General features: G+C 37.6%; 20 protein-coding genes. 10 read left to right on the top strand and 10 right to left on the bottom strand.

From position 1 onward, the window contains the following. Window positions 1–89: 89 nt before the first annotated feature. From ACP6L2_RS07500 to ACP6L2_RS07490, 3 genes are all read right to left on the bottom strand, one after another. On the bottom strand, window positions 90–506 hold the full coding sequence (locus ACP6L2_RS07500; protein ID WP_440508636.1) for a hypothetical protein: 417 nt from the start codon (window positions 504–506) through the stop codon (window positions 90–92). Between the two features lie 239 nt (window positions 507–745). Next, on the bottom strand, window positions 746–1,078 hold the full coding sequence (locus ACP6L2_RS07495; protein WP_440508635.1) for a YegP family protein: 333 nt from the start codon (window positions 1,076–1,078) through the stop codon (window positions 746–748). A gap of 77 nt (window positions 1,079–1,155) precedes the next feature. Then, window positions 1,156–1,536, bottom strand: a complete 381-nt coding sequence (locus ACP6L2_RS07490; protein WP_440508634.1) for a YchJ family protein — start codon at window positions 1,534–1,536, stop codon at window positions 1,156–1,158. A 173-nt stretch (window positions 1,537–1,709) separates the two neighbouring features. On the opposite strand from ACP6L2_RS07490, the gene ACP6L2_RS07485 reads away from it, so the two are divergent. Next, entirely contained in the window at window positions 1,710–2,234 is a 525-nt protein-coding gene (locus ACP6L2_RS07485) for a lipocalin-like domain-containing protein (protein ID WP_440508633.1), read from the top strand. A 108-nt stretch (window positions 2,235–2,342) separates the two neighbouring features. Continuing rightward, window positions 2,343–4,253 carry an amidophosphoribosyltransferase gene (locus ACP6L2_RS07480; RefSeq protein WP_440508632.1) on the top strand — a complete coding sequence of 637 codons (1,911 nt, stop codon included), beginning with the start codon at window positions 2,343–2,345 and terminating at the stop codon, window positions 4,251–4,253. Window positions 4,254–4,385: 132 nt separating this feature from the next. On the opposite strand, the gene ACP6L2_RS07475 is transcribed toward ACP6L2_RS07480, so the two are convergent. Both ACP6L2_RS07475 and ACP6L2_RS07470 read right to left on the bottom strand, forming a co-directional pair. Then, complete coding sequence (locus ACP6L2_RS07475; RefSeq protein WP_440508631.1) at window positions 4,386–5,174, bottom strand: murein L,D-transpeptidase catalytic domain family protein; 789 nt, start codon at window positions 5,172–5,174, stop codon at window positions 4,386–4,388. 66 nt (window positions 5,175–5,240) lie between these two features. After that, window positions 5,241–6,281: a L,D-transpeptidase gene (locus ACP6L2_RS07470; RefSeq protein ID WP_440508630.1), complete on the bottom strand. Its 1,041-nt coding sequence runs from the start codon at window positions 6,279–6,281 to the stop codon at window positions 5,241–5,243. Window positions 6,282–6,432: 151 nt separating this feature from the next. On the opposite strand from ACP6L2_RS07470, the gene ACP6L2_RS07465 reads away from it, so the two are divergent. Beyond that, on the top strand, window positions 6,433–6,846 hold the full coding sequence (locus ACP6L2_RS07465; protein WP_440508629.1) for an NUDIX domain-containing protein: 414 nt from the start codon (window positions 6,433–6,435) through the stop codon (window positions 6,844–6,846). A gap of 86 nt (window positions 6,847–6,932) precedes the next feature. On the opposite strand, the gene ACP6L2_RS07460 is transcribed toward ACP6L2_RS07465, so the two are convergent. After that, window positions 6,933–7,523 (bottom strand): outer membrane beta-barrel protein, encoded by a 591-nt coding sequence (locus tag ACP6L2_RS07460; RefSeq protein ID WP_440508628.1) that lies wholly within the window; start codon window positions 7,521–7,523, stop codon window positions 6,933–6,935. A gap of 383 nt (window positions 7,524–7,906) precedes the next feature. On the opposite strand from ACP6L2_RS07460, the gene ACP6L2_RS07455 reads away from it, so the two are divergent. Beyond that, window positions 7,907–9,118, top strand: coding sequence for an MFS transporter (locus ACP6L2_RS07455; RefSeq protein WP_440508627.1), 1,212 nt, complete (start codon window positions 7,907–7,909; stop codon window positions 9,116–9,118). A gap of 51 nt (window positions 9,119–9,169) precedes the next feature. Here the strand turns inward: ACP6L2_RS07455 and ACP6L2_RS07450 are convergent, their stop codons facing one another. Continuing rightward, window positions 9,170–12,064: a heavy metal translocating P-type ATPase gene (locus ACP6L2_RS07450; RefSeq protein ID WP_440508626.1), complete on the bottom strand. Its 2,895-nt coding sequence runs from the start codon at window positions 12,062–12,064 to the stop codon at window positions 9,170–9,172. A gap of 132 nt (window positions 12,065–12,196) precedes the next feature. Here ACP6L2_RS07450 and ACP6L2_RS07445 point away from each other — a divergent pair, with 132 nt between their 5' ends. Continuing rightward, window positions 12,197–13,489 carry a Gfo/Idh/MocA family protein gene (locus ACP6L2_RS07445; RefSeq protein ID WP_440508625.1) on the top strand — a complete coding sequence of 431 codons (1,293 nt, stop codon included), beginning with the start codon at window positions 12,197–12,199 and terminating at the stop codon, window positions 13,487–13,489. On the opposite strand, the gene ACP6L2_RS07440 is transcribed toward ACP6L2_RS07445, so the two are convergent. Next, window positions 13,486–14,088, bottom strand: a complete 603-nt coding sequence (locus tag ACP6L2_RS07440; protein WP_440508624.1) for a hypothetical protein — start codon at window positions 14,086–14,088, stop codon at window positions 13,486–13,488. The genes ACP6L2_RS07445 and ACP6L2_RS07440 overlap by 4 nt on opposite strands. A gap of 6 nt (window positions 14,089–14,094) precedes the next feature. Continuing rightward, complete coding sequence (gene panB, locus ACP6L2_RS07435; protein ID WP_440508623.1) at window positions 14,095–14,910, bottom strand: 3-methyl-2-oxobutanoate hydroxymethyltransferase; 816 nt, start codon at window positions 14,908–14,910, stop codon at window positions 14,095–14,097. 119 nt (window positions 14,911–15,029) lie between these two features. Between panB and ACP6L2_RS07430 the strand changes: the two genes are divergently transcribed. From ACP6L2_RS07430 to ACP6L2_RS07410, 5 genes are all read left to right on the top strand, one after another. Beyond that, window positions 15,030–15,773, top strand: coding sequence for an RluA family pseudouridine synthase (locus ACP6L2_RS07430; protein ID WP_440508622.1), 744 nt, complete (start codon window positions 15,030–15,032; stop codon window positions 15,771–15,773). A gap of 2 nt (window positions 15,774–15,775) precedes the next feature. Beyond that, entirely contained in the window at window positions 15,776–16,375 is a 600-nt protein-coding gene (locus ACP6L2_RS07425) for a TlpA family protein disulfide reductase (protein ID WP_440508621.1), read from the top strand. A 2-nt stretch (window positions 16,376–16,377) separates the two neighbouring features. Next, window positions 16,378–17,211 carry an orotidine-5'-phosphate decarboxylase gene (gene pyrF / locus ACP6L2_RS07420; RefSeq protein WP_440508620.1) on the top strand — a complete coding sequence of 278 codons (834 nt, stop codon included), beginning with the start codon at window positions 16,378–16,380 and terminating at the stop codon, window positions 17,209–17,211. A gap of 85 nt (window positions 17,212–17,296) precedes the next feature. Further along, the gene (locus ACP6L2_RS07415; RefSeq protein WP_440508619.1) at window positions 17,297–18,049 is read left to right on the top strand and encodes a hypothetical protein; all 753 of its coding nucleotides are present in this window, start codon (window positions 17,297–17,299) and stop codon (window positions 18,047–18,049) included. Window position 18,050: 1 nt separating this feature from the next. Next, a complete protein-coding gene (locus tag ACP6L2_RS07410) occupies window positions 18,051–18,653 on the top strand; it encodes a hypothetical protein (protein WP_344673796.1) in 603 nt (200 codons plus the stop codon). Window positions 18,654–18,763: 110 nt separating this feature from the next. On the opposite strand, the gene ACP6L2_RS07405 is transcribed toward ACP6L2_RS07410, so the two are convergent. Further along, window positions 18,764–21,007, bottom strand: a complete 2,244-nt coding sequence (locus ACP6L2_RS07405; protein WP_440508618.1) for a TonB-dependent siderophore receptor — start codon at window positions 21,005–21,007, stop codon at window positions 18,764–18,766. Window positions 21,008–21,154: the final 147 nt, after the last annotated feature.

The raw sequence follows: 21,154 nt of genomic DNA, 5'->3' as shown, positions 1-21,154 counted from the left end.
ATCAACATTTGGGACTTTTTATTTTTTACTGGTAAAGCTAGCTTGTTCAAGAAAATTTTGAAACGGTATGAGCTTACAAGTACCTCCTGTTACTTATTGGCACTTTCCTCTAAATAGTGGACGACTTCGATTACAGGTATAGCGAAATATCCTGCTTTTTCCTCGTCGAATGCATGTTTCCAACGTACATAACCAAATTCATAATCAGGTAAATCACAACGATCATTCTTTATGCTCGTAATGCTTTTTAGTAAGGCAGCTTCTGTGATGGGAATATGAGTGGCTTCTGTTAGGAATTCATCAGGGAATTTAGGATGCTTTACTTTTAAATCTAAAATGGAAATATGTATGATTTTCCCAATGTTTTCATACTGTTCGATCTTAACGATTTTTAAAGTTGAACTTTCTTCAAGTTTACGAGTTTGATAATGCCATTCCTGACCAACTTGTATTGTTGATACACTGTCTTCCTTTTCTGGCTTATTAAAAAAATTAAATAGACCCATAAGACGTAATTTAAATAGGTTATTAGCGTTAAATTGGTTTTTACGTGTAATTCTTATTGAATAAAGATAAAATGAAATACCATGATTTTGGAGTATTCGTCTATCTTAAGATAAGTTAGGAATAAACTTAGGAATTAATTTGGGGAAAATAAAGCAATTGAATGAGGTTCAATGGTATTGGTTGAGATGTTCTTTAATTAAAATAAAAAGTCCCGAATGTGGTTCGGGACTTTTTATGTTTAAACTGTGGTATCTTCTACGGAAGCATCAGGGGCGTTTTCATGCACGGATTTTATTCCATTGGCACGTCCAGAATCGCTTTCGTACATTTCACTGGTTCCGATTATTTGACCATTGCCAGCTTTTAGGTTGAAATAGAATTTTCCATTTTTTGCTGTCAACTTGTCGAATTTGTTCACATCAACAGCATTCTTCTTCACAGAAGCGATACCATTTTCGCAGGCAGCTTTGCTTGAATAACCTTCACTACTTAAAATCACCTGTCCATTGGAGGCTTTTAAGTTAAATTGAAATTCTCCATTTTTTCTGGTAGAGATTACAAATTTTCCCATAATTGTTTTGTTTTATTGTCAGTAATCTAATTTACTAAAATTCAATAAATAGCTAACTATGATTATGAAATTATTAATTAAAGAAATAGTTTTCCATCTACATAATACCAGTTCCCATTCCATTTTTTGAAATTGGATTTTTCATGATGTGTTTGTAAATCTAAGTTTTGATCGAGATAAAAAGCTTTGAATTCTACAGTTGACTCGGTTGTTTTAACAATTTCCAATCCTTGCCAATGTGAATTTCTACTCCAATTTTCGATATCAGATCGTTTTTGAAACCTTCGGGTTTGTGGATGGAAGGTTTGATAAATAAAATCAATGTTTTGTAACACGAATGCCGAATACCTAGCCCGCATTAATTGTTCTGCTGTTTGTGCATGGCTAAGATCAGTATGTATAGGTTGGCAGCAGAAGGAATAGGTACGCGTATTTCCGCAATAACAATTATCACTCATCATCAAGGGGTTAAATTATATTAAATTGCCATGACCAAAATTGGTCTGGAACTTGTGTAGCGAAGATATAAAGGATATTTCTGTCATGGAAATATCTATAAAAGGAATGTTACACAGGATTACAAACTATTAGAGAAATTTTGCCGTTATTGAGGTAAACAACATAACCCTAAATGACTACATTGAAGAATGAATTAATCGGCACTTGGTTGCTGTTATCATATATAGAAGTTCCAGTAAATGGAATTGATTCCAATTTTCCAATGGGAAAAAGCCCGAAGGGTAGTTTAATTTATGGACCAGATGGACACATGTCTGTTCAAATATCAAGTTCAGAGCGTTGTAATTTTAGTTCCAATGATCGCTATTTGGCGAATGATGAGGAATTGATATCATGTGTCAAAGGATTTATTGCATTTGCTGGTTCTTATCAAATTGATAATTCCACTGCCACCGTGCAGTATTCCATCCACACCTCATCATATCCGAATTGGGAGGGACAGACGCAAGAAAGAAAGATCGACTTTGAGGGGGATATCTTATATTTAAAATCTACAGAGCCTATTTTGTCAAATGGTCAATATGTGAACAGCTACATGACTTGGCAAAGGGTAGAAAAGGTGGAGATGCAATCGCGACGCGATCGATTTATAAATTACAGCAATCAGAAACAAGCCGAAGGAGCTTGGGAGGATTAGATATATGGACCCGCGAATAGCGGGTCTATTTTTACGATAATTTTTTACACTAAGATGTATCGGAGATTTTTTTAAAATTCCGTACCTTTGCAGCATCAATTCAAGCAAATGAGTGACGCTATAAAACACGAGTGCGGAATTGCACTCATCCGACTGTTAAAACCCCTGTCTTATTATCAAGAAAAATACGGAACGCCTTACTACGGGATCAACAAATTGTACTTGCTTATGGAAAAGCAGCACAACCGTGGTCAAGATGGTGCTGGTATTGCGACGATTAAATTTGACGTAAAACCAGGTAACCGTTACATCTCTCGTTACCGTGCGATGGGTTCATCTGCCGTATCCGAGATCTTTGAGTATGTACAGAAGAAGTTTGCAGCCGTGCAAAAAGCCTTCCCTGAGGAGTCTAAAGATACCCAATGGTTGAAGGATAATGTGAGTTTTACCGGAGAAGTGCTTTTAGGGCACCTACGTTACGGAACTCACGGAAAGAATAGTATCGAGAGTTGCCACCCTTTCCTTCGTCAGAACAATTGGATGTCCAGAAACTTAGTGGTTGCTGGTAACTTCAATATGACGAATGTTGATGAGTTATTGCAACAATTGTACGACCTTGGTCAGCATCCTAAAGAGCAAGCTGATACCGTTACGGTATTGGAGAAAATTGGTCACTTCCTGGATGAAGAGAACCAGAAATTATTTGATAAGTTTAAACTAGATGGCTACTCCAATATTGAGATCTCTGCGCAGATCGCCAAGAATTTGGATGTTTCCAAAATATTAACCCGTTCTGCTAAGACTTGGGATGGCGGTTATACCATCGCCGGAATCTTTGGTCATGGCGATGCATTCGTAATGCGTGACCCTGCAGGTATTCGTCCAGCATTCTATTACCAAGATGATGAAGTCTTAGTTGTAGCTTCTGAACGCCCTGTAATCCAAACTGCTTTTAATATTCCATTGCAAGCAGTTAAGGAGATTAAACCTGGACATGCCTTAATCGCAAAGAAAGATGGTACTGTATCAGAAGAAATGTTCCGTGAACCAGTAGAGCAAAAATCTTGTTCATTTGAACGTATTTATTTCTCGAGAGGTTCTGATGCTGATATCTACCAAGAGCGTAAGTCTTTAGGACGTTTATTATGCCCACAGGTATTGGATAGCATTAACCACGATATTAAAAATACGGTATTCTCCTTTATTCCAAATACAGCAGAGGTTTCTTACTATGGTATGATGGATGGTATCAACGAATACGTTCGTAAATGCCAGAAGGATATCCTATTGAAACGTGCTGATAAGGTAACTGATGAGGAAATGGATGAAGTATTGAGCATGACGCCACGCTTTGAAAAATTAAACGTTAAAGATGCTAAATTACGTACCTTCATTACACAAGATGCAGATCGTCAAGATATGGTGCAACACGTTTATGATACGACATACGGTATTGTGAAGAACCATGAGGATACCATTGTAGCGATTGATGATTCAATTGTACGTGGTACAACCCTAAAGCAAAGTATTTTAACAATCTTGGATCGTTTGCATCCTAAAAAGATTGTTATTGTATCTTCTGCACCTCAGATTCGTTATCCTGACTGTTATGGTATCGATATGTCTAGAATGGGCGAGTTCGTTGCATTTGAGGCTGCTATTTCCTTATTACGTAAGAATGGCTTAGCACACATCATTGATGAGGTATATCAAAAGTGTTTGGCTTCTACGACCATGCCTAAGGATAAAATTGAAAACTACGTAAAAGCAATCTATGAACCCTTTACGGATGAAGAAATCTCTCAAGAGATTGTTCGCATCATTAAGCCTCATAATTTGAATGCAGAATTAGAAGTTATCTTCCAAAAATTAGATAATCTACATATTGCTTGTCCGAACCATAAAGGGGATTGGTACTTCTCTGGAAAATACCCTACTCCAGGTGGAAACAAAGTAGTTAACCGAGCATTCATGAACTGGATGGAAGGTAAAAATGTGAGAGCATATTTCAGCAGTTAATAGGAATAGCTGAATAACATATTAGTAAAAAAGAAAGGCTTGAATCATGTGATTCAAGCCTTTCTTTTTTGATTAGACACTTGCCAGTCTATATCTTATGTTTTGTCTAACCTTTTCGGTTAGTTAAACTTATTAGTTCATAATCGCTTTGCCGTGTGAAGCTTCTTCTTCTTGTTGGGCAGCAATCATTGTATTCTCCGGTTGATTAGGAGTAATCTTTTTGATCATTTTACTGCTGGCGATGTATTCTTTATTCTGCGAATAAATGTACAATAATGTACCATCTTTAATGCTGTTGATGATAGGCTTAGTCAATTCACGAGGTAAAGCAGGACAGCCATAGCTTCTTCCTAAACGACCTGTTGACTTAATAACATCTGTACTGCAATAATCCGCACCGTGGATTACGATAGCACGAGGTCTAGCTTGATCATTGATTCCTTTTTCTAGTCCATTCAAACGTAATGAGAATCCATTTCCACCATTATAGGTTTCTTGAGTTATATAGAAACCAAGAGAGCTTTGGAAAGATCCGTGTTTGTTGGAGAATGAAGTCGCGTATTTCTCACCAGAATTTCTTCCGTGTGATACGATGTTATGGAATAACAATTTCTTAGCTTTTAAATCGAGTACAAACATACGCTTCTCAGTAGAAGGTAATGTGAAATCGATTACAGTAATGATGTCTTGATTCTTAGGATGAATTTGATTGTAGCCTTGCATTGCTTGTTCAAAAGCTTCATACTTTAAGACACTAGACAATTTCATTTCATTATAAAGCTCCCTAATAGGATCTTTAGTTACCTCAGTTTTCGAAATGTTTTCTTTTTTTGTTTCTTTAACAATAGTGGGTTGGTCTAGGTTTACACTTAATGCAGATGTTGCAATCGCCCACAGAGAAAATAACAATAGTTTGTTCATAAGCACTTTTCCTTTTCGTCGGATACAAAATTAGGAAAAAATTGACAATCAAAGTGTTAAAAAACATTAATCGATTACTACGACCACCGATTGGAAGGGTTTGAAATTGTCATAAACATACTTGGCATGTGAGCTGGCATTTCTCACACACATGTGGGAGCGGGGAGTAGTACCTAATGACCAACTATATTCGATGATTTTTCCTTTCGGGTTATTCACCGGAACACCATGAATATAGGCTCCATTAGTGAATCGAGTGGCATATGGGGCAAATCCTTCAATACTTGTTGTGCCATCTTTATAGTAAAACATCTTCGCTTTTTGCTCTTGAACAAAGAACATTCCTACCGGAGTTTCCATCGCATGTGGAGGTTTATGACGGCCGGATGTGGCCGGGTTCATGGAGCGAATTTTCCACTCATTTTCACCGGTTCTTTCTACAACACAAATATTTTGGTTTGTAACATCTACAAAGGCTACATGCTCTATTTTTATCGAATCACCCTTTGGTTTTACATATCTTTTTGGTACAAACCACGTTCCCTCAAAGGAGATTCCAGTTACTTTAACCATATCCAACGTGTCTGCACTTTCGATTCTCACTAAAGATCCATCACGACCATAGATACTTGGTTTTTTACTATTTTCTTCGCGGTATAAGGGAGCAGATTGATAACGCTCGTTTCCAAGTGTGTCTGAAACCCTTTTATAGGCATTTCTGACATAATTTTCAACTACGGGAGCTTCACGATTACGGTTCTTATAGTTTTGCAATACCCCGTAATTGATTTTTTGCGCTTGGAAGGTCTCGATATAGGCTAACCTTTCCTTTATTTTATCAAATTGGAATACGCGAGTGGTGTCCTCATAAGGATAAGTATCCTCAAGGTTATATTTTTCGAATTTGATGTCTTTATCTAATTTGATATCTGCTGCAGTCCTAGGTCTAGTCCTTTCAGCTTCACGGGCTTCTTCTTCAGCTTTCTTAACCTTCTCTATGGAATCTTGTTTCCTACGTTCGGCAGCACTGGTGTTTTTAGACGTGTTTTTACAAGCGACTGTCAGCAAGATTGCAAACAGGGGCAAGAAGAAAGCAATTTTTCTCATCTGTTTATTCTGAAATTTCTATAGGGTTTTATATCAAATAGTTTCAAAAATATCAATTCTTTTGATACTTTATTCATATATATCTATTTAGATAGTCTTAAAAATCATTCCAAGATTCTTAAATTAGCTTAAAATACCCTTTTTTGTAGTTATGGAGCTATCACAATACATCAAAATTGCTGTTGCTATCATTTTAAATGAACAAAATGAACTATTAACAGTACGGAAGCAAAATTCCATTTATTATCAATTACCAGGAGGTAAGATTGAAGGTGAGGAACGCCCGGTGGATACCTTGCTGCGCGAGCTAGAGGAAGAATTGGGATTAAAGCTTAATGAAGATCAATTTGAATTTTTAACTGTTCATGAGGCGCAAGCAGTGAATGAATATGGGAAAACCGTGCGTGGTTATGTATTCAAAAGCAAGCTGCCTATTATATTAAATGATCTTCAGCCAAAAGCAGAGTTAGAAGAGGTGAAATGGGTGAAGGAGTCTGAAGTGGAAAGGGTTAATTTAGCCAATCTACTAAAACAAGTCGCCATACCTATCTGGCTGACGGTATAAAAGATCTGAACTATCATTTATAATAAAAAAGGCATGGTCATTCAATTTGACCATGCCTTTATATTTAACTTTGAATCTAGAAACGATTAAAAGTGGAAAGTTACACCTACTGTTGGAGTTAATGAACTAGCGTTTAATCCGTAAGTGCTAACGGTAGTTTTTTCACCACCTGTTGGCTCAGCATTGCTGCTGTTAAAGTAAAGACCTTTTACTCTGAAGTCGATACCGATGTTGCTAGTAGGGAAGAAAGCTAAACCTGGAGCTAATTCAACGCCATATTTAGCAGTAGTTCCTGTTTTGTCACCATCAACTTTAGTAGTACCCCAAGACATTGGAACGCTTAATTGACCGTAAAATTTAACTGGTCCGTCGTTTTGTGAATAGATACGACCAAATGGTGCTAATTGAAATGCATTGTTTGTGTTTTTAACTCCTGCATCACTTTCAGTCTCTGCCCAGTTGTAACCAATACCAGTACCTAAAGCAATGTTATCTGCTACGAAATATCCTAATTGAGGAACAATAGAGAAACTATTGTTTTTTGCATCGCTATCTTTAATAGTAGATCCATCGTAACTAACTGAACCACCTACTAAGAATGTACCTTTTGAAGTTTGTGCATTTGCTGCTAATGATAAAGCTGAAACAGCTGTTAGAGTAAGTAATAATTTTTTCATGTTATAAATTTTAATATTTGACTTAATTGTCATGTACGGTCAAATATTCAATACCTGTGCCAATTATATATGCCAAACTTTGGAATACAGTAAAAGAAAAAGTGAAATATTGGTATAATGTTGGTTTGTAATGAGTTAATTTCTGCTCTAGTTAATCTTACCTTAATTTAATGACATTATACAAACAATGGCTAAATGGCACGACTGTCTTAGGAATATTTATTTCTTTAAAATTAGTCAAGTTGTCAGTACTATATTGTCTTAAAACCTGCCATAAATGAAGTTAATCTGCCAATATCATGGTATAAGGGGATATTAATTCTTGGGAATTGATGTTTAAAAAGAATTCTCTTTACTACCTTAGTCGCGGAATCAAACTAACAATGCAAATTGATCAAGGAGCAAAATTAACGAAATCGGTACTGTGGTTAATGACACTAGTATCAGGTATTGTTGTAGCTAACAATTATTATAGTCAACCATTATTGGCCATGATAGGTGAGGAATTGGGTATATCCGAATCTGCAGCCAGCAGTATCACGGTATGTACGCAAGTAGGATATGCGGTTGGCCTGCTGTTTATTATTCCTTTGGGGGATAAACTTTACAAAAGGAAATTGATATTGACCGATTTGATCTTGGTGTTTTTGGCTTTGATCGGCATGGCACTTTCAAAAAATTTGTATTTGATGTACTTGATGAGTTTTTTGATTGGCTGTTTTTCGGTTATTCCACAGTTGTTTGTTCCTATGGTTGCTGCCTTGGCAAGACCAGAGGACAGAGCGCAACAGATTGGTATGGTCATGTCGGGTCTTCTGATGGGTATTCTGTTGTCGCGCTTTATAGGAGGTATAGTAGGTGATCTATGGGGTTGGCAAAGTATTTATTGGGCAGCTGCCTGTTTCATGGTTATTTCCTGGGCTTTTGTTTATAAGATGTTACCTGAGGTTCGACCTAATTTTAATGGGAGCTACCAATCTTTAATGGCTTCAGTTTTTAATCTGGCTACTTCACAACCAGTCCTTCAATTGGCTGCTTTTAGGGGCGCTATGGGTTTTGCATCTCTTTGTGTGGTTTTTACGACTTTACCTTTCCATTTGGAAGAAGCCCCTTTTCATGCAGGACCTTCAGTAGCAGGAAGCTTTGGGTTGATTGGGGCAGTGGGAGCTTTAGCTGCTGCATTAGTAGGCAAGGTGGATAAGATGATGAGTCGTAAATCCATCATCATGTTGGGGCTCTTGTTTATTCTGTTAAGTTGGGTATTTATCTATTTTACTGGGAATACCTATTGGGGGTTGATCGTAGGGATTATTCTGATTGATCTCGGATTGCAATCTTCACATATTATGAATCAGGCAGATTATTTTGCTATAAAGACAGATGCTACTTCTCGTTTGAATACTGTCTATATGGTATTGTATTTTATTGGAGGCTCTTTAGGCTCTTTATTAGGTGGCTATGGTTGGCAACATCATGGTTGGTTTGGTGTCTTTCTATTTGGGGCTGGTTTTGCCCTGTTAGGATTGCTTGCGCATCTACTCTTCTATAATAAGGTGATGAAAGCGCAGCAGCTTTTGGATAAGAAGCATAAATAAAAAAGGGTTGAGTGCAAAACCCAACCCCTAAGATTATCAAACTTATCTTCTTTAAAGCTTCACGGTATTTAATCGTAAAGAGTTAACAATTACCGATACAGAACTTAAGCTCATTGCGGCGGCTGCAATCATAGGTGACATTAAAATCCCTAAGCTGCCATACAGAATTCCTGCAGCAATTGGAATTCCAATAACATTATATAGAAATGCAAATAGTAGGTTTTGCTTAATATTACTGATCATAGCCTTACTAAGGTGATAAGCTTTATGAACCCCTCTTAAATCGCCTTTTACTAAGGTTATTTCAGCACTTTGAATTGCGACATCGGTTCCTGTTCCCATAGCTACACCAATATCAGCTTGGGTTAGGGCAGGAGCGTCATTAATACCGTCACCTACCATGATTACCTTTTTGTCTTCAGCTTGAAGTTTTTTAATCCCTTTCAATTTATCTTCCGGTAATAAACCGGCATGAACATGTTTGATTCCAGCTTCTTTTGCGACTAGATTAGCTGTGTTCTCATTATCTCCAGTGAACATGTAAACTTCAATGCCCTCATCTTGGAACTTTTTAATGACTTCAACACTGCTCTCCTTTAATGCATCAAATGCAGCTACAAGACCTGCGAACTGATTATCTATTGCCAAGACAGAAACAGAGTTTCCTTTTTTCTGTAATTCTTCGATTTGCTTCTCTTGTTCTTGACTAATTTCAATGTTCTGTTCCTTCATCAAACGTGGAGTACCTAAAAGTGCCTGCATATGAAATATCTTACCCTTAACACCTTTTCCTGAGATATTCTCAAATTGGGTGACATCCAACAGCTGTAAGTTTTTCTCTTTGGCTTTATCCAACATAGCTTGCGCTAATGGATGGGTGCTATTTTTATTTACTGAAGCAGCAATTTGTAAAATATCATCTTCTTTAAATTTTGGATTATCAGTAGTCACCTCCGATACGCTAGGTTTTCCTTCTGTAATAGTACCTGTTTTATCAACAATAAGCACATTAGCTTTCTCCATCTTTTCCAATGCTTCTGAATTTTTAATGAGAATACCATTTTTAGCTCCTTTACCAATTCCGACCATCACAGACATGGGCGTGGCTAGACCTAAAGCACAAGGACAGGCAACAATTAATACTGCAAGCATATTAGAAAAGGCCATGGCTGTACTGTTTGGAATATCCATGAACATCCATACGATAAAGGTAAGGATGGCAATGGCGATCACAGTAGGTACAAAGATCTTTGAAACCTTATCTGTCAACTTTTGAATAGGGGGTTGAGAACGACTGGCATCATTGACCAATTGAATAATCTGTGCCAATAAAGTCTCACTACCAATTCGATTTGCCTTCATTAATATCTCATGATTACCATTGATCGTTCCTGCAATCACCTGGTCTTCCGGATTCTTCTCAACAGGTATCGGCTCACCCGATATCATAGACTCATCAATTGAAGTACTACCTTCTGTGACTTCTCCATCCACCGGTATCTTATCACCTGCGCGAACTCTTAGTATATCACCAACCTTGACATCATGAATAGAAACTTTTTTCTCTTGGCCGTCTTTCACTAGAATGGCTTCAGCTGGAGTTAATTTTATAAGTTCCTTGATAGCAGAATTGGTTCTGGAATGCGCCTTTGCTTCAAGCACTTGACCTAATAAAACCAAGGTTAAGATCACAACAACCGATTCAAAATAAAGGTGTACTTCGCCATGGTGACCCCTCAATTCTGCTGGGAATATTTGAGGAAAGAAGAATGCCAATAGACTGAAAATAAAAGCCGCTGCAGCACCTAAGCCTATCAAGCTAAACATATTTAGGTTCCAAGTCTTAAAAGAAGTCCACGCACGCTCAAAAAACATCCAACAGGTATAGAATACCACAGGTAAAGTCAAGACTAATTGAATCCAAGCATTGATGTGGTAAGGGATGATTTTACTGACCGGTTGCCCTGGAAGCATATCACCCATGGATAAAATGAATACAGGTACAGTACAAGCTACTGATATCCAGAATTTACTTAGTAAATCCCTATAATGCTGATCATCTTCCTCACTGACTTGATTAGCGACTAATTCCATTCCACATATCGGGCAATCTCCAGGATGATCCTGGACGATTTCCGGATGCATGGGACAAGAGTATTTTACTTTTAAACTCGTGTCAGGGATTTTTTCGAGGTTCATTCCGCAGACAGGGCATGATCCAAATTTATCATAGACCTTATCGCCTTCACACATCATCGGACAGTAATACTTACCCGCATTTTTAGCTGTTGGTTTTGGTGCTTCCGCATGTTGCTGATGGGAGGGTGCATCAAAATCTACCTTTTCTACAGGTCTCAAATGCATGTTGCAGACAGGACATCTTCCTGGTTCATGATAGATCTTATCCTTTCCTTCACAAAACATGGGACAGATGTATTGACCACTTTCGGATATTTCAGGTTCCTTACTCGTATGCTGATGCGAATGGTTTGATTTGCTATTACGGGACTTAGAATGAATATGGTAATGACCACCCAGTTCAGTTAACTTCTGATTCAACAGGTCCTCTGTTGGCTGTTCCTTTGCATGAATAGTAGCTTCTCCTTTTTCCAGATTGACCGCAGCATGAACGCCTGGGATCTCATTTAATTTCTTTTCTACATTCGTGCGGCAACCGTTACAAGTCATGCCATGCACTTCATACTTATACTCTTGAGGTTTAAGATCAGCATCCTTAGATTCAATCTCATAATGCTCCCCAAGCTCATTTAATTTCTCTTGTAGGATTGCATCTTCCGGTTGATGTTCAGCATGAATGCTTGCTTCAGCCTTTTCAAGGTTTACTTGTGCATGTATACCTGGGATTTCGTTGAGTTTTTTCTCTACGTTGGTCCTGCAACCATTACAAGTCATGCCATTAACTCGATATATATATTCTTTGCTCATGGTTTCTCCTTCAATTTATATACAAATGTCGGCTTTGTAGGGTTTGAAATTGTTACACAATTTCCATAATAAGTTATAATATTATTGGATTTGGTCTATTAACTTTAGTATTTTAGTTCTAAACCACAAATTATGACACTTTCGAGAAGGGATTTCATCCAAAAATCAGCTTTACTAATTCCAGCATTACATTTTGGCTCTTTATATGCCTCCAATAGATCCTCTGATGGTAAAATCAGGATTGGAGCTATTGGTATTAAAGGTATGGGATGGTCCAATTTGAACTCCCTATTGAAGAATCAAGATGTCATTTGCACGGCAATTTGTGATATCGATGATCAGGTTATTGCAGAACGGTTAAAGAAACTTCAAGAAATGGGGCAACAGCCCAAAGTTTATAAAAAGCATGAGGATTTATTAAAGGATGATCAAGTGGATGCTGTTATGATCGGTACACCCGATCATTGGCATTGCCTCATGATGGTTGATGCGGTCAAAGCCGGAAAAGATGTCTATGTAGAGAAGCCCATTGGTAATTCTATTGTGGAATGTAATGTTATGCTTGCTGCTAAAGACAAATATAAGCGTATTGTACAAGTAGGACAGTGGCAACGATCGCAAAAGCACTTTAGAGATGCCATTGATTTTGTCCATTCCGGGAAATTGGGAAAGATACGTTTAGTAAAGGCATGGGCCTATTTAGGATGGAAACAACGTGTGCCAGTAGCACCTGACGGACCAGTTCCAGCAGGAGTAGATTATCAAAGGTGGTTAGGGCCAGCAAAAACGCAGCCTTTTAATCCCAATCGTTTTCATTATAATTTCAGATGGTATTGGGACTATGCAGGTGGCTTGATGACCGATTGGGGAGTCCACTTACTGGATTATGCCCTAATGGGTATGAAGGTTTCCGATCCGAAGTCTGTTATGGCAGCAGGAGGTAAGTTTGCTTATCCTGATGATGCTGGTGATACTCCGGATACCTTGACTACGGTTTATGAGTTTGATCAGTTCAATTTGCTTTGGGAACATGCAGCCAGTATTTCAGGTGGGCCTTACAACCGAGAACATGGAATTGCATTTATAGGGAATAATGGAACGCTTGTCGTAGATCGTAATGGTTGGGAGGTAATTCCGGAAGGGAAGAAGATGGAAGCAGTACCTTTGCAAAAGAAAAAAGATGTTGGCTTGGACCTGCATACCAAAAACTTTATTGAGGCTATTCGAGCAAAAGATGCTAGCGTTTTAAATGCTCCTCTAGAGGTTGGAAGTCATATCGCTAAATTATCCCAAATGGGAAATATTGCATACCGAACAGGGAAGAAAATCTATTGGAATAAAGAGAAACAAAATTTTAAAGAACCTGAAGCCAATAAACTGCTAGCAGCAGAATACCACAATGGTTATAAGATTCCTAAGATTTAGATTAAAGGAAATAGTGTAGTTTTTCCTTTAATGCTATAATTGTCTTTCAAGGTTTTAAAGAACCTATTATTGACTTGGTTCTCCTCTATAATCAATGGAAGAAACAATTGGTTATTATGAACGATGATTTCATAATAACCAAATTGTACTTGATTATTTTTCTGAACAGCTTTTACTGTTCTTATTTGTTGAATATCTCGAAGAAGATTAAACTGCACTTTCTGACCGCTTAACCATTCCACTAAAACATTATTATTAGCAGGATTAAACCAAACCTGTTGATCTTTGGTGTATTTCAATTGATTATTTAGTAGAAATAACTGTCCTATTAAGTATAGGCTTATAGGCAACATGATTAATAAGATCTTTACTTTCATTGCCAAAACTAAGGTAATAACCAGCAAGACCACACCAATTCCAACAGAAAAGAGGGTGTTCTTAATGACCTTGTTGACAACTTGAGACCCAGCATCAACTAATATATAGCCTTGTTTGGCTTGTTTTTGAACAGCTAAGCTTTTCCCAACTGCCTGGAGCTTCCTAGATATAAAGTAAATCAAGACACCCACCAAAAGCAGGATCAACAATAATTTCTGCATGTACGATTAATATTGTTCCGATTCATTTGGATAATCACCCGACTTCACATCTGCTACATAAGCCTGTGCAGCTTTGGTGATTTCATCAAATAAATTGACGTATTGACGTAAGAATTTTGGTTTGAATTCTTGCGTAATTCCTAACATATCGTTTACGACTAAAACCTGACCATCACATCCATTACCTGCGCCAATCCCAATAGTTGGGATATCCAATGATTTAGAAACCTCAGTTGCCAAACTAGCCGGGATTTTCTCCAACACGACAGCAAAACATCCGGCCTCTTGAAGAGCTAAGGCATCAGCTTTCAATTTTTGAGCTTCAGCATCTTCTTTCGCACGAACGCCAAAATCACCAAATTTATAGATAGATTGTGGAGTTAATCCTAAGTGACCACAAACAGGGATACCGGATTGAACAATCTTTTTGATGTTATCAATAATTTCCTCACCACCTTCCATTTTCAAGGCATGCACCCCAGATTCTTTCATCATACGAACAGCAGCTTTATAGGCATCATCTGTGGCACCTTGGTACTCACCAAAAGGTAAATCGGCAATAACCATAGCGCGATGTGCTCCTCTGGCTACAGCAGAAGCATGATAAATCATGTTGTCCAACGTGATGGGCAAAGTGGTTTCAAAGCCTGCAAAGACATTTGCCGCCGAATCACCAACCAATAAAATCTCTACACCTGCTTGATCTAAGATTTTTGCTGTGGAGTAATCGTATGCCGTAAGCATGCTGATTTTCTCTCCTCTATGTTTCATATCACGAATGGTAGATGTCGTGATGCGTTTGATTACCTTGTTTACTGACATGGGTTAAATGTTTGTTACAAAATTAACTTTTTTTGTCCGAGTATCAACCTGAATGTTAACCGATTGCTTAAATGGTGCTGAATCATAGAAAATTAGCCTATAATTCTTATTTTTGCAAGATGATTCAACAAGAGCAAAATCTTTTTAAATACCCGAAATTCCAAGATTTAATTATTCACGAAGATGATAATTTAATCGTGATTAATAAACCACCTTTTATTCCATCCCTTGATGCACGTGAAGGAGGAGAGGTTAATATTCTGCGTTTAGCAAAAAAATATACTCCTGATGCGCAAGTTTGTCACCGCTTGGATAAGGATACTTCCGGTATCTTGTTGATTGCTAAAAATCCGGAAACCTATCGCTTAATGTCGATTGAGTTTGAGAAAAGAAGAGTAGATAAAGTTTATCATGCTATCATTGCAGGGACTCATGTATTTGAAAACCTGTTGGTAGATCTTCCAATCTTGAACCAAGGGAATAAGAATGTAACCATCGATCGTTATAATGGTAAACCTTCGGAGACCATCTTCAATAGCATTCGCTATTTTAAACATTATACCTTAGTAGAATGTAAACCTATTACTGGTAGAATGCACCAGATTCGTATCCACTTAGCTACCCAACATGCAGCTATCGTCGGTGATACCATGTATCGCGGTAAACCAGTTTACCTTTCTCAGATAAAAAAGAGAGGCTATACCTTAGCAAAGGATCAAGAGGAGCAACCAATCATGAAACGTTTTGCGTTGCATTCCAAGTCTGTTCGATTCACATTGAACGGTCAAGAGTTCAGCTTTGAGGCCGATTATCCAAAAGATTTCGGTACTTTGTTGAAACAGTTGGAAAAATTTGACTCCTAAACATGACAGAAAAAAAGAAATCAAAGAAGAATCTTATCTCCAATATCATCTTTGTTGTCCTCATTGGATTATTGATCTGGCCTACTAGCCGTTCATATATCCACCAAGGGATGATGAAGATTGGCTTTTTTCGCCCCAATGTTGAAAAAGGACAATTGAAACCTGAAGAGCTATCTTCTATGGAAGCAAATCCTGAGAGCATGCTCCTTACAGATGCACAAGGCAAACAAATCAACACAGCTGATCTGAAAGGAAAGGTAGTATTTGTAAACCTATGGGCAACCTGGTGTGGTCCTTGCCGAGCAGAGATGCCTACCATTCAGAAGTTATATGATAAGTATAAGGATAATGATAAAGTTGCTTTTGTGCTCCTGGAGATTGAAGGAAATAAAGAAGGTGGGATGAAATTCATGCAACAAGAGAAATTGTCCTTACCAATTTATTTTCCGGCAAGTGAATTACCTAAAGGTTGGACCAGTGACCAAATTCCTGTTAGTTTAGTATTGAACAAGAAGGGTGTCCGTGTTTTTAAACATGTGGGAATGGCCGACTATTCCACCAAAGATTTTGAAGAATACATCGTTAAGTTAATCAACGAATAATAATGACCAAACAAGAACTGATTGAACAGATCAAACGCAAGAAAAGCTTTTTATGTGTAGGCTTGGATACAGACCTTAACAAGATCCCTGAACATTTATTAGATGAGGAAGATCCTATCTTCGCCTTTAATAAAGCCATTATAGAAGCGACTTCTGACCTATGTGTTGCCTATAAACCCAATATCGCTTTCTATGAAAGCTATGGTGTAAAAGGTTGGGAAGCACTTCGTAAAACTTCTGAAATCCTTCCTAAGGACTGTTTTAGCATTGCCGATGCAAAGCGTGGGGATATTGGTAATACCTCCAAAATGTATGCACAAGCGTTTTTTAATCCTGAAGTATCCGGTTTGGATTTTGATTCCATTACCATTGCACCTTATATGGGTGAAGATTCGGTAACACCATTCTTAGAATTTCCAGGTAAATGGGCAATTGTCTTGGCATTGACTTCTAATCAGGGAAGTTTGGACTTCCAGAATTTCAGTAATGCTTCAGGAAAGCAGTTATTTGAAGAAGTTATCGACAAAGTGAATACTTGGGGAACATCCGAGAACATCATGTATGTAGTGGGAGCGACCCGTGGGGATGCTTTCTTAAAGATTAGAGAACATGCGCCAGATAGTTTCTTATTAGTGCCTGGTGTTGGTGCTCAAGGCGGTTCCTTAGCCGATGTTTGTCAATATGGAATGAATAAGGATTGTGGTCTTTTGGTCAATAGTACTCGGGGTATTATCTACGCTTCCAAGGGCAAAGACTTTGCAGAGAAGGCTAGGGAAGAGGCTTTGGTCTTGCAGAAAGAAATGCAAGTAGAGCTTGAAAAGCATGCTGTTATTTAATTATTTCTAAAAGAAAATCTTACTTTTTGTTAAAATCTACAGGTTTGGCATAATAATTTGTAGGTAATTGCTGACTAATATCAACATGAAGAAAGTAAGCAGAATATATTATTGGGCTGGTTTATTAATAGGTGTAGGTATCATGAGCAGTTGTAGCTCTGTTTATTTACCAAATGTACCAGCCACCCCCATGTTCAATAATAAAGGTGAAGGCTATTTAGGAGCCCATGTTAATCCTAAAGGTAATCTGAGCGGAAATGCCGGTATTGCCTTTACCGATAATTTGGCATTGATAGCCAATGGTTCATATATGGACTATAAGTCCGATAACCACGATTTTAAACAATACCTCTACGAAGGAGGTCTTGGTTACTACACCTTAGTGGGTAAGAACAAACGTAGTGTCCTGGAATTTTATGCCGGTTATGGTCTAGGGGCAACCCAAGATGCCGATAAACGCGCTAGTACTACAGGTTCCGATCCTGTAGAATCCAGAGATGTGGAATTCAACAAAATATTTGTGCAAGCGAATTTCTCTTCCACCCGTAAAAACAAGATTAATCTTTTTGGAAAGAAACGTACCTTAAATTATGGTACAGCCATTCGATTAAGCCGTATTAAGATGGATAAATTCGAGTTAGACAACGAAGTTCATCCATTGGAAGAGAATTTATTTATTGAGCCGATCTTCTTTACTCGACTGGAAATGAGTAAAGGTTTACAATTACAATTGACAAATGGATGGAATATCGGTCTAATGGATAATCAGTATTTGAAGCCAGGAAATGCTGTATTTACACTTGGCTTGGTTTATAATTTTGGAAGAAAGAATAAATAATATGAAAAAACTATTGGGATTAGTAGCTGTATGTACCGTATTGCTACTTTCAGGATGTCAAATCAATAAAAAAGCACAGATTAAAGCTTTAGCAGACTGTGAATACGATGTGGAATCCGTTGAACAAGTGAGATTCAATGGTAAGAAAATTGAATCCTACAAGGGTGCAGATGGCAATTATAACATCTCCTCATTAGCTGGTTTAGCAGTTGCTTTATTTAGCAAAGAGCTTCCGTTGGAGGGAAAGGTGAACTTAAAGATTACGAATCCGGAAATTAAAAAGGCTGCTTTTAATTCTTTCAAGTACATCATTGAGATTCAAGGATCACCATTGTTTGAGGGAAAAGTAGACCAAAACGTGAATCTTTCACAAGGCGAAAGTGTTATTGTTCCCATGACATTTAAAGCTAATATATTCAATAAGGCTAAAGAAAATGGGTTTGAGCGGTTCTTCGACGAGATGTTTAATAAGAAATCTGAAGGATTCTTAGCTTTAAAGATTAAGCCTTCTATCAATATCGCTGGACAGAATATTTATTACCCATCCTACATTACAGTAGATAAAAACTTTGGTAAGAAGCTTTTTGATTTATTCGGGAAATAGAATCTGAAAACAATTAAAAAATCTTGATATATAAAAAACGCCGATAATTGCTATCGGCGTTTTTTATTTGTAACCAATTTTAAGTGAATTCCGCTTTAAAATAGAGCTTATTAAAATTTATAAGTTACTGTTGCAAGTCCATTCATCAGCTTCTGAGGATTGGCTGTTGTATAACCAATCCAAGACTTCTGATTCGTTAAGTTATCTAATTTAATTCCAAAGCGGTAATGACGAGTTTCGTAATAAGCATTAGCATTTACAATGAAATACTTAGGTAGAATGAATATGTTTTCTGATGAAGTCACAGCATTCCATTCGTTCATAATTTTATTGTCACTTGCATAGTTTCCTCCGATTCCAAAACCTAGACCATTTAATTTACCAGTCGAGAACAGGTAGCTAGCATAAAAGTTTGCCTGAAAGGGTGCTGCTGCGATATTTGGTCTTCTACCTTCCACATTCGCTGCTGCTTTCAAGTATTTGCTGTCATTATAGGATAACCCACCTAAAACTGAAAATCCTTTAACCAGGTACGCGTTTATTTCTAGCTCGACCCCTGTGCTCCTAAGTTTTCCAGTTTGATCTTGAATAGCAATGGTCGTGTTAGGTACAAGGGCGCCGGTATTCAATAGTGTGTTTTTTACTTGAATATGGTAATAGTTTATGGTGGCACTTAAGCGATCAGCGAACAGAATGGATTTTATTCCACCCTCAAACTGATTGGCCGTTTCCGGATCTGATAATTTGGTGTTGCCTAAGTTATCCGATACATAATAACCATTGCTCTTGAAGCTGTTTTGGAAATTTCCAAAAACTGATAATTTATCTTTTATGAATTCATAAGTTGCACCTAACTTAGGGGACCATGCCGATTGGGTATAACCTTGCACCTCATTTGTTCCGAGAGTAGATTTATCTGCTTGATTACTTTCATATCGAAGCGCGGTTAAGATGTTCAAATTTGCTATTGGGCTAATAACATTTGATACGTATGCGCTATAGGTATTCTTGATTCCAATCTGGTTCCATCTATTCATTTTGTCAAAATCGTAACCTGGTTTGTTTTTTAGCGTTTCATAAATGTTCGTAATAGCAGTAGCATTCATGGAGCTGTAATCTCCATTTTTTAAGGGCTGCCAATCAAATATTGTAGAGATAAAATGTAGGTCATTGTCCAAACGCATATAGTCAAAGCCCAATACCGTGCGGTTTTGGACTGATCCCCACTGATAGTCGAGATTAAAGTTTTGCTGGACTTGGAAGATATTCTGTTTGCTGTACTCTGTAGATTGATCCCCACGGGCAATTCCAATTTCTGTATCCGCTTGGTTTCCGCTAAACATTCCTTTTGGTGCCAGAGAAAAATAGGGGTTGTAACCTTTTGATGAGGAAATGGAATTATTAATGTGTGTATTTGATTTAATTCGATCAGAAATGTCATATGTCATGTGGCCAAAAACATTGTGAATGTTTGCTGTGGTATATAAGCCATCACCCGTATACGATTGACGGTAGTCGACCCCTAATAGCTTATATAATTCTTTCATGTTATTTGCGCCAAGCTGCGGACTCAGGTAAAAGAACAATTGTTCAGGCTGTGCTTTATTGGCATAAGCTTCGTAATCAAATGCCAATTTTAGTTTTTCATTTGCTTGATAGGTGAGGGAAGGGGCAATTGCTAAATAGCTGTTTTTAGCATCCGGTTTCTGAAATAGACCTTCATTTGTATACGCCGCATTTAATCGGAACAATAAGGAATTGTTTTTGCTGATTGGGCTATTAAAATCGATTTGTCCTCTATAGTAATTGTTATTTCCACCAATGATGGAGATCTGCGTGGCTAAACTGTCGAAGGGTTGTTTGGTAACCCGATTTATAACGCCTCCATATGACCCTGCATTACTACCAAACAAGGTAGCAGAGGGGCCTTTTAACACTTCAAGTTTCTCCAGATTAATCGCATCTATATTAGAAGTAACTGGTGCGATCAGGCCATTTCTCAATGGATTATTAATAAGGAATCCGCGTAGGGAAAGATAGGTGCCCCCATCTCCGGCTCGATGTGTGGAGTTCCATAGCTTTTGAAGACCAGGAATGTTACGGTAGCCATCGTCCACAGTGTATACCTGTTGGTTTTGTAGAAAGATCTTATCGATAGTAGAATATACCTGTGGGTTTTCAATGGCACGTAAAGGCATTTTATTGCTGAATTCACTATCCTTTTTTATGAATGTTCGGATCTGTACTTCATCTATTTTTTTTGTTTTTAAGGTGTCTGCAGTAGTGATTTCTGCTTGTTGTGCATAGCTCAATTGAAGAGCTAAAACAAAGAATAAGGTTATTTTAATTTTCACGATGTGTGTTTGGTTTTGAAATATTTATAAAATAGAATTATCAGCGGAATGCCTAGAGAAATCCAACTTAGTGCATCCCAAATAATCTCAGTTCCAGCTAATGCGGCGATTAAGCCAAACAAAGAGATTATTCCTAAAAGTATGGGC

Origin of the sequence: Sphingobacterium lactis (assembly GCF_051951495.1) — a bacterium.
Taxonomy (GTDB): Bacteria; Bacteroidota; Bacteroidia; order Sphingobacteriales; family Sphingobacteriaceae; genus Sphingobacterium; species Sphingobacterium lactis_A.
Note: the sequence above shows the minus strand (reverse complement) of the source record. Positions and strands in the feature narration are given on the sequence as shown.